The 14,723-nt window shown below is 42.0% G+C and carries 13 protein-coding genes, 1 rRNA gene and 1 riboswitch; all 14 genes read left to right on the forward strand.

What is annotated here, in order from left to right; genetic code table 11:
- The first annotated feature begins 7 nt into the window (after nt 1-7).
- Nucleotides 8-124 (forward strand): 5S ribosomal RNA (gene rrf / locus FHY47_RS18445).
- A gap of 437 nt (nt 125-561) precedes the next feature.
- Nucleotides 562-762, forward strand: a complete 201-nt coding sequence (locus FHY47_RS18450) for an NETI motif-containing protein (RefSeq protein WP_066108532.1) — start codon at nt 562-564, stop codon at nt 760-762.
- Nucleotides 763-854: 92 nt separating this feature from the next.
- Nucleotides 855-958: riboswitch (purine riboswitch) on the forward strand.
- A 124-nt stretch (nt 959-1,082) separates the two neighbouring features.
- Nucleotides 1,083-1,574 carry a 5-(carboxyamino)imidazole ribonucleotide mutase gene (gene purE / locus FHY47_RS18455; RefSeq protein ID WP_066108529.1) on the forward strand — a complete coding sequence of 164 codons (492 nt, stop codon included), beginning with the start codon at nt 1,083-1,085 and terminating at the stop codon, nt 1,572-1,574.
- A complete protein-coding gene (purK, locus tag FHY47_RS18460; protein WP_148631355.1) occupies nt 1,561-2,736 on the forward strand; it encodes a 5-(carboxyamino)imidazole ribonucleotide synthase in 1,176 nt (391 codons plus the stop codon). The genes purE and purK overlap by 14 nt, the downstream gene beginning before the upstream one ends.
- Complete coding sequence (gene purB / locus FHY47_RS18465; RefSeq protein ID WP_066108525.1) at nt 2,736-4,028, forward strand: adenylosuccinate lyase; 1,293 nt, start codon at nt 2,736-2,738, stop codon at nt 4,026-4,028. Before purK ends, purB begins: the two co-directional genes overlap by 1 nt.
- 100 nt (nt 4,029-4,128) lie before the next feature.
- The gene (purC, locus tag FHY47_RS18470) at nt 4,129-4,854 is read left to right on the forward strand and encodes a phosphoribosylaminoimidazolesuccinocarboxamide synthase (protein WP_306821563.1); all 726 of its coding nucleotides are present in this window, start codon (nt 4,129-4,131) and stop codon (nt 4,852-4,854) included.
- Nucleotides 4,847-5,101 (forward strand): phosphoribosylformylglycinamidine synthase subunit PurS, encoded by a 255-nt coding sequence (gene purS, locus FHY47_RS18475; protein WP_066108519.1) that lies wholly within the window; start codon nt 4,847-4,849, stop codon nt 5,099-5,101. The genes purC and purS overlap by 8 nt, the downstream gene beginning before the upstream one ends.
- Nucleotides 5,098-5,781, forward strand: a complete 684-nt coding sequence (gene purQ / locus FHY47_RS18480) for a phosphoribosylformylglycinamidine synthase subunit PurQ (protein ID WP_066108516.1) — start codon at nt 5,098-5,100, stop codon at nt 5,779-5,781. The genes purS and purQ overlap by 4 nt, the downstream gene beginning before the upstream one ends.
- Nucleotides 5,765-7,999, forward strand: coding sequence for a phosphoribosylformylglycinamidine synthase subunit PurL (gene purL / locus FHY47_RS18485; protein ID WP_140462127.1), 2,235 nt, complete (start codon nt 5,765-5,767; stop codon nt 7,997-7,999). The genes purQ and purL overlap by 17 nt, the downstream gene beginning before the upstream one ends.
- The gene (gene purF, locus FHY47_RS18490; protein WP_139892760.1) at nt 7,975-9,393 is read left to right on the forward strand and encodes an amidophosphoribosyltransferase; all 1,419 of its coding nucleotides are present in this window, start codon (nt 7,975-7,977) and stop codon (nt 9,391-9,393) included. The genes purL and purF overlap by 25 nt, the downstream gene beginning before the upstream one ends.
- A 42-nt stretch (nt 9,394-9,435) precedes the next feature.
- The gene (purM, locus tag FHY47_RS18495) at nt 9,436-10,461 is read left to right on the forward strand and encodes a phosphoribosylformylglycinamidine cyclo-ligase (protein WP_148631358.1); all 1,026 of its coding nucleotides are present in this window, start codon (nt 9,436-9,438) and stop codon (nt 10,459-10,461) included.
- Between the two features lie 68 nt (nt 10,462-10,529).
- A complete protein-coding gene (gene purN / locus FHY47_RS18500; protein ID WP_066108508.1) occupies nt 10,530-11,111 on the forward strand; it encodes a phosphoribosylglycinamide formyltransferase in 582 nt (193 codons plus the stop codon).
- The gene (gene purH, locus FHY47_RS18505; protein ID WP_066108505.1) at nt 11,108-12,640 is read left to right on the forward strand and encodes a bifunctional phosphoribosylaminoimidazolecarboxamide formyltransferase/IMP cyclohydrolase; all 1,533 of its coding nucleotides are present in this window, start codon (nt 11,108-11,110) and stop codon (nt 12,638-12,640) included. Before purN ends, purH begins: the two co-directional genes overlap by 4 nt.
- Nucleotides 12,641-12,659: 19 nt before the next feature.
- Nucleotides 12,660-13,931 (forward strand): phosphoribosylamine--glycine ligase, encoded by a 1,272-nt coding sequence (purD, locus tag FHY47_RS18510; protein WP_139892772.1) that lies wholly within the window; start codon nt 12,660-12,662, stop codon nt 13,929-13,931.
- The last annotated feature ends 792 nt before the right edge of the window (nt 13,932-14,723 follow it).

Below are 14,723 nucleotides of genomic sequence, written 5' to 3' on the forward strand. Positions count from 1 at the left end.
CAAATAGTCCGGTAATGATGGCGAAGAGGCCACACCCGTTCCCATTCCGAACACGGAAGTTAAGCTCTTCAGCGCCGATGGTAGTTGGGACGCGAGTCCCTGTGAGAGTAGGACGTTGCCGGGCAATTTAAGAAACCAGTTCAGTTGATGAGCTGGTTTTTTTGTGCGGTTTTTGGGATTGAGGTTGAGTTATCAGCATGATTAGTAGGCTGGAAAGAAGACATAAGTTGAAAAAATGGGACAAAGATGAGTAAAATCTGAGGGAAAGCCAAGCTTTTTAAAATTGTTATATCTACCCATGACAATTCATATTAAGCACATTTCAGCTCAGATTCTGACATCACTTATATACGTCTTACCGTACATACTTTGATGTGTTTTTGCTGGAGAATAGGTGTGAGACGGCACAGTGTTAAACTGAAATTCCTATCCATAAAGAAGAAAACTTTTGCCAGTCTACGCTTACACCAGTCACATAAAATTCTGTAACAAAACTTCCGAAAAGAGTACTAAATGGGATACACTACTAGTAGAGTAAGTAACAGAAAGGACGAGGGTCGATTGGCTAAGCCAAAGAAACAAAAGTTTGAATTGCAGGAGAATGAAAGCATTGATGAATGCTTGGAGCGTATGAAAAAGGAAGGATACTTTCCCGTAAGACGTATGGAGAAACCAATTTTTAAGGAAGTGAAGAATGGCGATCAGATAGAATATATTCCGGTTGCACGCCAGATTATTTTTGAAGGCAAATCAATTGATTGAAAACCGAACGATATTGCATTAAATAACAGAAGTGTTCGGTTTTTAGTTGACATACAATTAGCCCTATTGGTAAGATAGGTACGAACAATAAGCATTAAAATAAATAATTCTCTCATATAATAGCGGGGATATGGCCTGCAAGTTTCTACCCAAAGACCGAATAAATTTTTGGACTATGAGAGAAAGCGGACCTCACCTTATATGTGAGGGCATAGTACTTGTCCTAAGTGCTCGGTTTGGCATAGCATATAAGCTGTGTGGACTGCTTTCTCTTTTTTGAAAGTGTGTTCATGCAGCTTTTTTATTTGGAGGCGAAAATGATGAATGACCTTAAGGTTGGAGTAATCATGGGAAGCATATCAGACTGGGAAACGATGAAGCATGTATGTACTATTCTGGATGATTTTAAGGTGGCTTATGAGAAAAAAGTAATTTCAGCTCATAGAACGCCTGATTTAATGTTTGAATATGCCCAAAGCGCGCGAAGTCGTGGAATAAAAGTGATTATAGCCGGTGCAGGCGGAGCAGCCCATTTACCTGGGATGGTAGCAGCCAAAACCACTTTGCCTGTAATTGGTGTGCCTGTGCAATCCCACGCTCTAAACGGTTTGGATTCTTTGCTGTCTATTGTTCAAATGCCGGGTGGTGTTCCTGTAGCAACGATGGCGATTGGCAAAGCCGGTGCAAAAAATGCAGGTCTTTTAGCAGTACAGATATTAGGGACCTTCGAGCAAGAATTGGCTGAAGAACTTGAACAATATAGATTAAAAATTCAAAGACAATCAATTGAAAGTTGTGATGAACTTGAGTAAGCAGGCACCAGTTATTTTACCTGGCCAGACGATTGGGATAATAGGTGGCGGTCAGTTGGGGCGAATGCTGGCATTGGCAGCCAGAAATTTAGGTTTTAAGATAGCTGTGCTTGATCCAACGCCCAACAGTCCTTGCGGCCAAATTGCGGATATGGAAATCACGGCCCCATTTAATGATGTAGAGGCTCTGCAGCGCTTGGCAAAGATAAGTGATGTACTCACATTTGAATTTGAAAATATTGATGCTGATGCGTTAGATCAACTAACGGGTAATCCATATATTCCGCAGGGTACGGATATATTAAGAATTACGCAGGATCGGGTTCTTGAAAAACAGGCGATTGAGAAATCAGGTGTCAAAGTTGGCCCGTTCGAGGTCATTGCAAGTTTTGAGGATCTTCGTCAAGCTATTTCTAAACTTGGCTATCCTTCTGTCTTGAAAACAGCGCGAGGTGGTTATGATGGAAAAGGACAGCTTGTTATACGGGATAAAGGAGATTTAGCCAAAGGCTCTGAATTGCTGAGCCATGGAGTTTGTGTTTTGGAGAGTTTTATACCGTTTCAAAAGGAAATTTCAGTGATAGTAACTCGAAAATTGGATGGTTCCATACGGGTGTTTCCTGTTGCAGAGAATATTCACGTCAATAATATTTTGCATCAATCGATTGTCCCGGCGAGAATCAATGAAAACACCCAAATCCATGCAATCGGATCGGCTGTACAATTGGCAGAATCATTACAGGTGGTTGGTACATTAGCCGTTGAAATGTTCCTGCTCGACCAGGATGATATTTTGGTGAATGAATTAGCGCCGAGACCTCATAATTCCGGACATTTTTCGATTGAGGCTTGTGAAACCTCTCAATTTGAGCAACATATAAGAGCGGTGTGTAATTGGCCGCTTGGTCATACTGAATTACATTCCAGTGCGGTAATGGTCAATGTTTTGGGTCAGCATTTAGAACCGGTTATAAAGGCTTTAGGGAATGAGCCTGATTGGAAAGTACATATTTATGGGAAGCGTGAAGCGAAGAAAGATAGAAAAATGGGGCATATTACAGTCTTAGGAGAGCATCCGATGGAAATATTAGAGATGCTTAATCAATCAAATATATGGACTGAACAAACAGGAGACAAAAAAGAAAAGGTGGATATGAAATAATGATTGAACGTTATACAAGACCGGAAATGGGAAAGATTTGGACAGAGGAGAATCGTTTTCAAGCATGGCTCGAAGTAGAAATTTTGGCTTGTGAAGCCTGGGCAGAGCTTGGTGCAATCCCTAAAGAGGATGTAAAAGTAATGAGAGAGCGTGCTTCCTTTGATGTGAATCGTATCAAAGAAATTGAAGAAGAAACCAGACATGATGTGGTTGCCTTTACGCGTGCCGTTTCAGAATCGCTGGGAGAAGAACGGAAATGGGTTCATTATGGTCTGACTTCTACAGATGTAGTCGATACGGCTTTATCTTATTTGCTCAAGCAGGCCAATGATATTTTAATCGCTGATGTGGAGCGGTTTATTACAATTTTGGCAGAAAAAGCGAAGGAGCATAAATATACGGTTATGATGGGACGTACTCATGGCGTCCATGCTGAACCAACGACATTTGGTTTGAAAATGGCATTATGGTATGAAGAAATGAAGCGGAATCTAAAAAGACTAAAAGAAGCTGCAGATACAGTAGAGTATGGTAAAATCTCCGGTGCTGTTGGAACATATGCGAACATTGATCCATTTGTAGAAAAGTTTGTGTGTGAAAATCTTGGGATCAAACCTTCTCCAATCTCTACCCAAACCCTACAGCGCGACCGACATGCACAATACATGTCTACATTAGCATTGATTGCGACTTCTATTGAAAAATTTGCAACTGAAATTCGTGGTTTGCAAAAGAGTGAGACACGTGAAGTAGAGGAATTTTTTGCGAAGGGGCAGAAGGGTTCTTCCGCTATGCCGCATAAACGCAATCCAATCGGTTCGGAGAATATGACTGGGTTGGCCCGTGTGATTCGCGGCCACATGATGACGGCCTATGAAAATGTTTCACTTTGGCATGAACGGGACATTTCACATTCTTCTGCTGAAAGAATTATCCTCCCGGATGCGACCATTTTATTGAACTATATGTTAAACCGCTTCGGTAATATCGTGAAAAACTTAACGGTGTTCCCTGATAATATGAAGCGTAATATGGACCGCACTTATGGTCTGATTTATTCACAGCGTGTATTGCTTGCTTTAATTGATAAAGGATTGTCTCGTGAAAAAGCGTATGATACCGTTCAGCCTAAGGCGATGGAGGCATGGGAAACACAGATTCAATTCCGTGAATTGCTAGAAGCGGATGAAACAATTACGGCCTACCTGTCTACTGAAGAATTGGATGATTGCTTCGATTACCATTATCATTTGAAAAATGTAGATTTCATTTTTGAACGTATGGGGCTGTAATTTTAACGAGGGGCACTACTTAATAAAGGTTGAGGGGTGCCCCTTTTACATTAATTCCATCCGTGTTTGGCTTATCAGGATTATTACCATATAGGAGGATATCCAATTGGCGAAGAATGAACTTCTTTACGAAGGCAAGGCAAAGCAAATTTATGCAACTGATAATCCGGAAATCGTCCTAATCCGATACAAGGACTCAGCAACTGCATTTAATGGGGAAAAGAAAGCAATGATTGAGGGGAAGGGACATCTGAATAACCAAATCACGAGCCTGCTATTCGAATGGCTTCACCTTAAGGGTATTGAATCGCATTTTATTAAAAAAATATCAGAAACAGAACAGCTCGTTAAACGAGTCACCATTATTCCTTTAGAAGTAGTAGTCCGCAATGTTGCTGCCGGCAGTTTTTCTAAAAGATTGGGTGTAGAGGAAGGAACACCTCTTAAAAGGCCGATCGTGGAATTTTATTATAAAGACGATAAGCTTGGTGATCCGCTATTAACAGAAGATCATATTAACGTCCTGGACCTTGCTACAGCTGGAGAAGTCGAAATATTAAAAAAACAGTCTATGCAAATCAATGAAATGTTGCGAAGCTTATTTGCTTCTATGGACATCAGATTAATAGATTTTAAGCTTGAGTTTGGCAAAGATGAGAAGGACCATGTCCTGCTTGCGGATGAAATTTCACCGGATACTTGCCGTCTTTGGGATTCGCATACAAATGAAAAGTTGGATAAGGATATATTCCGCCGGAATCTCGGCAGTTTAACAGATGCCTATAAAAAAATTCTTGCTAAGCTGGAGGACGTTCAACATGTATAAAGTAAAGGTTTATGTCACTCTTCGTGAAAGTGTATTGGATCCGCAGGGAACTGCTGTACAAAAGTCATTGAATGCCATGAATTTCCCGGAGGTTCGGGATGTGCGAATTGGCAAGTATATGGAGTTGGAACTCTCTGAATCTACTGCTGATGTTGATGAGGCGGTCCGCAATATGTGCGAAAAATTGTTAGTCAATACGGTCATTGAAGATTATCGATACAGCATAGAGGAGGTAATCGGACAGTGAAATTCGCCGTAATCGTCTTTCCGGGATCCAATTGTGATATTGATATGTATCATGCCGTTCGTGATGAGGTTGGAGAAGATGCGGAATATGTTTGGCATACGGAAACGAGTCTCGAAGGCTTTGATGCTATCCTGCTGCCTGGAGGGTTTTCGTATGGTGACTATTTACGGTGCGGTGCAATTGCCCAATTTTCACCCATTATGGAGGCTGTGAAAAGAGCGGCATTGGATGGTATTCCGATCCTCGGTGTGTGTAATGGATTCCAGGTATTACTGGAGGCGGGATTGCTGCCGGGAGCTATGCGGCGTAATGCTGATTTGAAGTTTATTTGCAGACCGCAAAAGTTGAATGTTGTGAACAACGAAACTCCTTTTACGAGCTCCTATACCAAAAATGAACAAATCACTATCCCGATTGCTCATGGCGAGGGAAATTACTATTGTGATGAGGAGACGCTGGAACAGTTAAAGACACAAAATCGAATTCTGTTTACGTATGATAGAAATCCAAATGGCAGTCATCAGGATATCGCGGGAATTATGAATAAGCAAGGCAATGTTCTTGGGATGATGCCCCATCCGGAAAGGGCTGTTTCCTCCTTACTTGGCAGTGCCGATGGAATCAAGTTATTCAAATCGATTGTTCAATACTGGAGGGAAACAAATGTCGTTAATGCTTGAGCCAAGTCCAACCATGATTAAAGAAGAACGAATTTATGCCACAATGGGATTGACGGATGATGAGTTTGCCAAGATAGAAAAAATTCTTGGGCACTTGCCAAACTATACAGAAACTGGTTTGTTTTCAGTTATGTGGTCTGAGCATTGCAGCTATAAAAACTCAAAGCCTGTATTAAGGAAGTTCCCAACAACAGGTAAACGTGTACTGCAAGGGCCCGGAGAAGGTGCGGGTATTGTGGATATTGGTGACGGGCAAGCGGTTGTTTTTAAAATTGAAAGCCATAACCATCCCTCCGCAATCGAACCATATCAAGGTGCAGCCACAGGCGTGGGTGGAATCATCCGCGATGTCTTTTCCATGGGGGCTAGACCGATTGCCATGCTGAACTCCTTGCGTTTTGGAGAATTAACAACTCCACGGATGAAGTATTTGTTTGAGGAAATTGTAGCTGGGATTGCCGGATATGGAAACTGTATCGGAATACCAACTGTTGGTGGTGAGATTCAGTTTGATCCTTCCTATGAGGGGAATCCTCTTGTAAATGCGATGTGTGTCGGCTTAATCAATCATGAGGATATTAAGAAGGGTCAGGCGCATGGAGTTGGAAATACAGTTATGTATGTCGGGGCAAAAACAGGTCGTGATGGCATTCATGGAGCAACCTTCGCCTCGGAGGAATTAACAGATGATTCTGATTCCAAACGGCCAGCCGTACAAGTAGGGGACCCATTCATGGAAAAGCTTTTACTTGAAGCATGCCTGGAGCTTGTAAAATCGGATGCACTTGTAGGAATACAGGATATGGGCGCAGCTGGATTAATCAGTTCCTCTGCAGAAATGGCCTCCAAAGCGGGATCCGGAATTGAAATGAATTTAGATAGGATTCCTCAGCGAGAAACAGGAATGACACCTTATGAAATGATGTTATCTGAATCACAGGAGAGAATGCTGATTGTAACCAAAAAAGGACGGGAGCAAGAAATCGAAGAGCTGTTTGGAAAGTATGGCCTTGAAGCGGTCGATGTGGGCACTGTAACGGAAGATAAAATGATTCGCTTAACATATAGAGGCGAAGTGGTGGCAAATGTACCAGCAGATGCACTAGCTGAGGAGGCGCCAGTTTACTATAAACCGTCCAAAGAGCCTAATTATTTTCAAGAGTTTCAAGCGATGGAAGATGAAGTACCTGTCATCAACAACTATACAGAAACTCTGCTATCGTTATTGGCACAACCGACTATAGCGAGTAAGGAATGGGTTTATGACCAGTATGATTATATGGTACGCACGAATACGGTTGTAGGGCCAGGTTCTGATGCAGCCGTCGTTCGTATTCGCGGCACGGAAAAAGCGTTGGCGATGACAACAGACTGCAATTCCCGCTATCTCTATTTAGACCCGGAAACAGGCGGTCAAATTGCGGTGGCTGAAGCAGCACGTAATATTATTTGTTCAGGCGGTGAACCGTTGGCGATTACAGACTGTTTGAACTTCGGGAATCCGGAGAAGCCTGAAATTTTCTGGCAGCTCGAAAAAGCGGCAGATGGATTAAGTGGAGCATGTCGTGTACTAGGGACACCGGTGATTGGTGGGAATGTTTCCTTGTATAACGAAACAAATGGAGAAGCGATCTACCCGACACCGGTCGTTGGCATGGTTGGACTTGTTCATAATCTCAAGCATATCACCACTCAATCCTTCAAAGAAAAGGGAGATTTAATCTACTTAATAGGAGAAACATATGCTGAATTCGGCGGTAGTGAGCTGCAAAAATTCATGAATGATGGACGGATTTTTGGTAAAGCGCCCCATCTGAATCTTCAGGTTGAAAAAGACCGGCAGGAAAAGCTGTTGAAAGCGATTCAGGCAGGTGTAATAAAGTCAGCTCATGACCTGGCAGAAGGAGGATTATCCATAGCACTTGCAGAAGGATTGTTTGGCGCAGAAAACCTTGGTTTTGAAGTGAATTTAGAGGGGGATTTGGCCACCCGGTTGTTTGCAGAATCACAATCCCGTTTCCTTGTGACTGTATCGCCTGAACAAGTCGGACCTTTCAAAGAAATTATTCCGGAAGCGGTTCAAATAGGTATTGTAACAGATACAGAAAAATACGTTATTCATGCCGGCCAGGAAGAGACAGTTATTGATATTGAAGCAAAACAACTACTGATAGCCTGGAAGGGAGCCATACCATGCTTGCTGAAATCCGTGGACTAAATGAAGAATGTGGATTGTTTGGAATCTGGGGACATACTGAAGCATCTCAACTAACCTATTATGGTTTACACAGTCTGCAGCATCGTGGACAGGAAGGAGCGGGAATGGTCGTTACAGATGGCCAAGTATTGAAATCGCATAAAGCAGAAGGACTTGTGAATGAAGTTTTCAATCAAAAGATCATTGAGGATATGAAGGGACGGAGCGCAATCGGCCATGTTCGCTATGCGACAGCAGGAGGAGGCGGAGTGGCAAATGTTCAGCCATTTTTGTTTAATTCTCAGACTGTCGGTAGTTTTGCTCTCGCTCATAATGGAAATTTGGTAAACGCAACCCAATTAAAAAATCAGCTTGAAATAGATGGGAGCATTTTTCATACAACCTCGGATACAGAGGTCCTGGCCCACTTAATTAGGCGCTCTGGTTCAGCTTGTTTTAAGAAGCGAATAAAGCAGGCTTTATCGTTCGTCCAAGGGGCCTATGCATTTCTGGTCATGACAGAAACAGAAATGATGATTGCTGTGGACCCACATGGATTGCGTCCTGTCTCCATCGGACGAATCGGTGAAGGATATGTAGCTGCATCTGAGACATGTGCCTTCGATTTAATAGGTGCTGATTATATTCGGGATGTTCGGCCCGGAGAGCTGGTGACGATTAATGATGACGGCATCCAATCAGAGTATTTTGCTGAATCACAGGGCAGAGCCATGTGCAGTATGGAGTATATTTATTTTTCAAGACCCGATAGCAATATAGATGGTATTAACGTTCATACGGCCAGGAAGAACCTGGGGAAACAACTGGCTATTGAAGCGCAAATTGAAGCGGATGTTGTCACAGGTGTACCGGATTCAAGTATATCGGCAGCTATCGGTTATGCCGAAGTAAGCGGGATTCCATATGAGATGGGGTTAATTAAAAATCGATATGTGGGACGGACCTTTATACAGCCATCCCAATCTCTACGTGAGCAAGGGGTGAAAATGAAGCTGGCCCCAGTGCGCGGTGTGGTCGAGGGCAAAAGGGTCATCATGGTGGATGATTCGATTGTAAGGGGAACGACCAGCAGGAGGATTGTGACGATGCTTAAAGAAGCCGGCGCAAAAGAGGTACATGTGTGCATTAGCTCTCCTCCAATCAAAAATCCCTGTTTTTATGGAATTGATACATCGTCCAAAGAAGAGCTGATTGCCGGGTTTAACTCGGTTGAGGAAATCAGGGAGATGATCGGAGCAGATTCTCTGACCTTTTTAAGTGTGGAGGGGACGGTTGAGGCAATTGGCAGGCCTTTTGGTGGCGAGTATCGAGGTCAATGCATGGCATGCTTTACGGGGAACTATCCAACTGAAATTTATGCCACCGATGATCAGGCATATGAAAAAATAAAGTAACGGCAATAGATTATTGACAGGAAGTATGAAAGGATGGTCACTTTGGCGAACGCATATAAACGTGCAGGAGTGGATATTGAAGCAGGCTATGAATCCGTCTCACGTATGAAAAAGCATGTAAGCCGTACACAAAGACCAGAGGTACTCGGTGCTTTGGGCGGGTTCGGAGGTATGTTTGATTTGTCGGCATTGTCCCTTAAGGAGCCTGTACTCGTTTCGGGAACAGATGGAGTCGGGACTAAATTGTTGCTCGCTATGATGATGGATAAGCACGATACAATTGGTGTTGACTGCGTTGCCATGTGTGTAAATGATATTATTGCCCAAGGTGCAGAACCATTATATTTTCTTGACTATATTGCTTGCGGAAAAGCAGAACCGATAAAAATTGAGGCAATCGTAAAAGGAATAGCGGATGGATGTGAGCAGGCAGGCTGTGCCTTAATTGGCGGTGAAACGGCTGAAATGCCTGGAATGTATTCTGTAGATGAATATGATCTGGCTGGTTTTACGGTTGGTGCGGCAGAAAAAAGGAAGCTGATTGATGGAAGCCTTGTACGAGATGGCGATGTATTAATTGGGCTGCCTTCAAGTGGGATTCATAGCAATGGGTTTTCGCTAGTGAGAAAGGTATTACTTGATGAATCGTCAATGAAATTGGATCAATTTATCAAAGAGTTGGATTGTATGCTTGGAGAAGAATTACTGCGTCCAACTAAGATTTATGTAAAACCCATCCTTGAAGTTTTGAAGTCCGGCTCAGTTCATGGAATCGCCCACATTACCGGAGGAGGATTTATCGAAAATATACCGCGCATGCTTCCGGATGGATTTGGGGCGGAAATTAAAAAAGGAACATGGGAAATTAATCCGATTTTCAACCTTATAAAGGATAAAGGATCACTTGAAGAGGATGACATGTATTCGATTTTTAATATGGGGATTGGCATGGTTCTAGCTGTACAGGCTGAAAAAGCGAGTGAGCTAATTGGTACCCTGAATCAATTGGGGGAAGACGCAAAAAGAATCGGTCGGGTGATTCAAAAAGAAGGCGTGCATTTCCGTTGATTTACAAAAAGGCAAAGACAATTTAGTAGCTTATTAAGTTGAAATCATATAAGACTAAGGGAGAAGCTATGAAAAAAATTGCTATATTTGCATCAGGTAATGGCAGTAACTTTCAAGCGATAGCAGAAGCGGTGGAAAAAGGAAAATTGTATGCCTCGATAGAATTGCTGATTTGTGATCATCCAGGTGCTTACTGTATAGATAGGGCGGAAAAGTTAAATATTCCGGTATTATCCTTTTCTCCAAAGGATTTTCCTTTGAAAGAGGATTATGAACAGCAAATTTTACAGGAGTTGCAGGCGAAAGAAGTCGAGATGATTATTTTGGCAGGCTATATGCGATTAATTGGCTCAGTGCTGTTAAGGGCCTATCCTAATCACATTATTAATATTCATCCTTCTTTATTGCCAGCCTTTCCAGGAAAAAATGCCGTTTTGCAGGCGATAGAAGCAGGCGTCGAAGTGACGGGGGTTACGGTTCATTATGTAGATGAAGGCATGGATACGGGACCGATTATTGCACAGAGAGCCGTCTCGATACATAAAGGGGAGAGCGTGGAGGAGATCCACAGGAAAATTCAGCAGGTAGAGCATAACCTATATCCACGCATTATAGAGCAGTTAAGCAACGAACAGGAGGAGAAAGTATGAAAAAGCGGGCATTGATCAGTGTATCAAACAAAGAGGGGATTGTAGAATTCGCCAAAGGAGTTACGGAGCTGGGCTTTGAGATTATTTCCACAGGTGGAACCAAAAAAACATTGTCGGATCATGGTATTCCAGTTATCAGCGTCAGTGACGTGACAGGTTTTCCGGAAATAATGGATGGGCGCGTAAAAACTTTACATCCCTATATTCATGGGGGTCTCCTTGGAAAACAAAACGATGAATCCCATATGGCTCAGCTTGAAGAACAAGGGATTGCTCCTATTCAGCTGGTTTGTGTGAACCTTTATCCATTCCAAGAAACGATTGCTAAACCAGGCGTGACAGTTGAAGAGGCAATCGAGAATATTGATATTGGCGGTCCTGCAATGCTGAGGGCCTCTGCTAAAAACCATGAGTCTGTAGCAGTTGTGGTGGATCCTGCTGACTATGGAAAAGTACTTAATGGTTTCCGTAATGGAGAACTTTCCTTATTGGATAGAAGAAAGCTGGCGGCAAAGGTTTTTCGCCATACAGCGGCTTATGATGCCCTGATTGCTGAATACATGACAAATTTGGCAGAAGAGGATCAGCCTGAAAACTATACTGTTACATACACGTTAAAGCAACCACTTCGCTACGGTGAAAACCCTCATCAAAAAGCTGCGTTTTATGCAAAACCACTTGGCTCTACTTTTTCAATTGCAGCAGCCAGGCAGCTGCATGGTAAGGAATTATCCTATAACAATATCAATGATGCAGATGCTGCCCTGCAAATCGTGAAGGAATTTGAACAGCCGGCTGCTGTTGCTGTGAAGCATATGAATCCTTGCGGCGCAGGAACTGGAGACACTATTTATGAAGCATTCCAAAAGGCATATGAAGCGGATCCTACATCTATCTTTGGCGGTATTGTTGCGTTAAATCGGGAAGTAGATGCTGAAACGGCGAAACTGCTTCATGAAATTTTCTTGGAAATTGTGATTGCCCCATCATTTACTGACGAGGCATTAGAGGTCTTAACATCTAAGAAAAATATTCGCTTACTTACTATTCAATTTGAGGGAAGAGAGAAAAGGGAGAAAAAACTATCTTCCATTACAGGCGGTTTACTTGTCCAAGAGTCAGATGAGGCAACTATACAGGATGCAGAGCTTCAGGTTGTTACAAAAAGAGAACCTACTGAAGCTGAATGGAAAGCTCTTCAATTTGGATGGAAACTCGTAAAGCATGTTAAATCAAATGCAATCATCGTAACAGATGAGCAAATGACACTGGGAGTAGGTGCTGGTCAAATGAATCGTATCGGCGCTGCGAAGATTGCCTTAGAACAGGCTGGTGAAAAAGCGAGAGGCGCCATTATCGCATCAGATGCATTCTTTCCAATGGATGACACAGTGGAAGCCGCGGCCAGAGCCGGGATTACCGCTATCATTCAGCCAGGCGGATCAAAGCGAGATGAGGACTCTATAAAAAAAGCAGATGAGTATGGTATTGCGATGGTTACTACCGGAGTACGGCATTTCAAACATTAAGAGGGAGAGACACGAGATGATGAAAGTACTTGTTATAGGGCGTGGAGGTCGCGAACATGCATTGGCCAGAAAATTTGCTGAGAGCAAGCGCGTTACAAAAGTATTTGTAGCACCAGGCAATCCCGGAATGGCAGATGTTGCTGAGATTGTGGATATCCAGGAGATAGATCATACCAGATTAGTTGATTTTGCGAAAGAAAATGAAATAGAACTAACATTTATAGGTCCGGAAACTCCTTTAGTGAACGGAATTGTAGATGAATTTCTGGACCATGACCTAATCGTATTCGGACCCACCAAAGCTGCCGCCATAATAGAAGGAAGTAAGTCTTTTACGAAGGATTTGCTGAAAAAATATGATATTCCTACAGCAGAATATGAAACATTTACGGATTATGAAAAGGCAGTCCAATATGTAAAGAAAAAGGGTGCACCAATTGTTATTAAGGCGGATGGTCTTGCAGCAGGCAAGGGTGTAGTCGTCGCAATGACGGAAGGGGATGCGCTCAGTGCCTTGAAAGAAATGCTGCTCAATCAAAGGTTTGGAGAGTCTTCTAAAAAAGTTGTGATTGAGGAATTTTTGATTGGGGAGGAGTTCTCCTTTATGGCTTTTGTAAATGGAGAAAAGGTCTATCCGATGGAAATTGCTCAGGATCATAAACGTGCTTTTGATGGTGATAAAGGTCCGAACACAGGTGGAATGGGAGCTTACTCTCCTGTTCCGCACATCAGTCAAGACATGGTTAGCCAGGCGTTAGCGAAAATTCTGATACCGACAGCAAAGGCAATGGTGAAAGAGGGTAAATCATTCACCGGGGTCCTTTATGCCGGATTAATCGCTACTGCTGAGGGTCCAAAGGTGATTGAGTTTAATGCCCGATTTGGTGACCCGGAAACACAGGTCATCCTACCAAGGTTAAAGTCAGATTTTATGGATGTGGTTGAAAACGTTCTGAATTCTGTCGATATGGATTTGGAATGGTCTGAAGAAAGCGCCCTTGGAGTCGTCATGGCAGCTAATGGCTACCCAGGTGAGTATGAAAATGGCAGTATTATAAAAGGCTTAAAGTATGTTGATATCGATACACATATTTATCACGCAGGGACAAATAAAAATGAACTGGGTGAGTTTTTGACAAATGGAGGAAGAGTCCTCTTACTAACTGCACTCGGTAAAACACTGGAGATTGCCCAGAAAAAGGCTTATCGGGAGCTAGAGGGAATTCAATGTAATGGTCTCTATTATCGCCATGATATTGGAGAGCGTGCTATTGAAAAATATAACGGTTAGAGGCTGTTTATTAGCTAGTTAGTAATGCAAGGAACATTAAATTGGCTACTGGTCGACCTGAAGAGGTCGGCCTTTTTCATATGCCAAAAAGGTATGCAGAGGAGCATGGTTAACGTTGGCAAAAAGTGATCCAATCACTTTATGTTTAGTAATAAGATAAATTTTAAATCGCTTCAAACAAACTTCAACAAATCAGAAGGGAATTCGCGTAAAATCTATTAATATCGCTCAATCACAGTATAATTCGCTCTATTCTCTGAAATTCGCTCATAAATCCTCTAAAATCGCTCAATAATCTTTGTTTTCGCTCATTTATTTTTAAAATCGCTCAATAGTTTAATAAATTCGCTCATATACCTTTAAAAAACAATAATATTCTTAAATATTAGACTAGAAAAATCATTAACTTGTTCTTTGCGACAAAAATTACTAAAAAGATATCATTTTTTAAAGAGAAATGATGTTTTTTGAAGAAGTATAGGATACTTCCTATCCATATACATTTTTGTATCCCTGCATCTTGAGAGCGATAAAATAAATAATGCGGCTTTACAGGTTTAGTTTAAAGGGGCAAGGGAAGAGTCTATTTGGGGGTTGTCTAATCTTTTTCCTTTATTAAAGGGAACTTTTTAATGTGATTATACGTAAAAGTCATATATCCAAAAATACTTATAGTTATTTAATAATGCTGAAATGTAAAGAATTACAAATTAATTTCATTCTTTAATGCTCTAAATAATAAAAATATGTTAGTATATTGAAAAGGCTTACATTTTAATTTTAAAAATGGAA

Source organism: Bacillus sp. E214, assembly GCF_008087365.1.
Classification (GTDB): Bacteria; Bacillota; Bacilli; order Bacillales; family Pradoshiaceae; genus Pradoshia.

Excerpts from the sequence above, each read along its gene's own strand:
- purF (WP_139892760.1), top strand. The coding sequence starts at position 7,975 with ATGCTTGCTGAAATCCGTGGACTAAATGAAGAATGTGGATTGTTTGGA.
- purK (WP_148631355.1), top strand. The coding sequence starts at position 1,561 with ATGAACTTGAGTAAGCAGGCACCAGTTATTTTACCTGGCCAGACGATT.
- purL (WP_140462127.1), top strand. The coding sequence starts at position 5,765 with ATGTCGTTAATGCTTGAGCCAAGTCCAACCATGATTAAAGAAGAACGA.
- purS (WP_066108519.1), top strand. The coding sequence starts at position 4,847 with ATGTATAAAGTAAAGGTTTATGTCACTCTTCGTGAAAGTGTATTGGAT.
- purB (WP_066108525.1), top strand. The coding sequence starts at position 2,736 with ATGATTGAACGTTATACAAGACCGGAAATGGGAAAGATTTGGACAGAG.
- purH (WP_066108505.1), top strand. The coding sequence starts at position 11,108 with ATGAAAAAGCGGGCATTGATCAGTGTATCAAACAAAGAGGGGATTGTA.
- purE (WP_066108529.1), top strand. The coding sequence starts at position 1,083 with ATGAATGACCTTAAGGTTGGAGTAATCATGGGAAGCATATCAGACTGG.
- purN (WP_066108508.1), top strand. The coding sequence starts at position 10,530 with ATGAAAAAAATTGCTATATTTGCATCAGGTAATGGCAGTAACTTTCAA.
- purD (WP_139892772.1), top strand. The coding sequence starts at position 12,660 with ATGAAAGTACTTGTTATAGGGCGTGGAGGTCGCGAACATGCATTGGCC.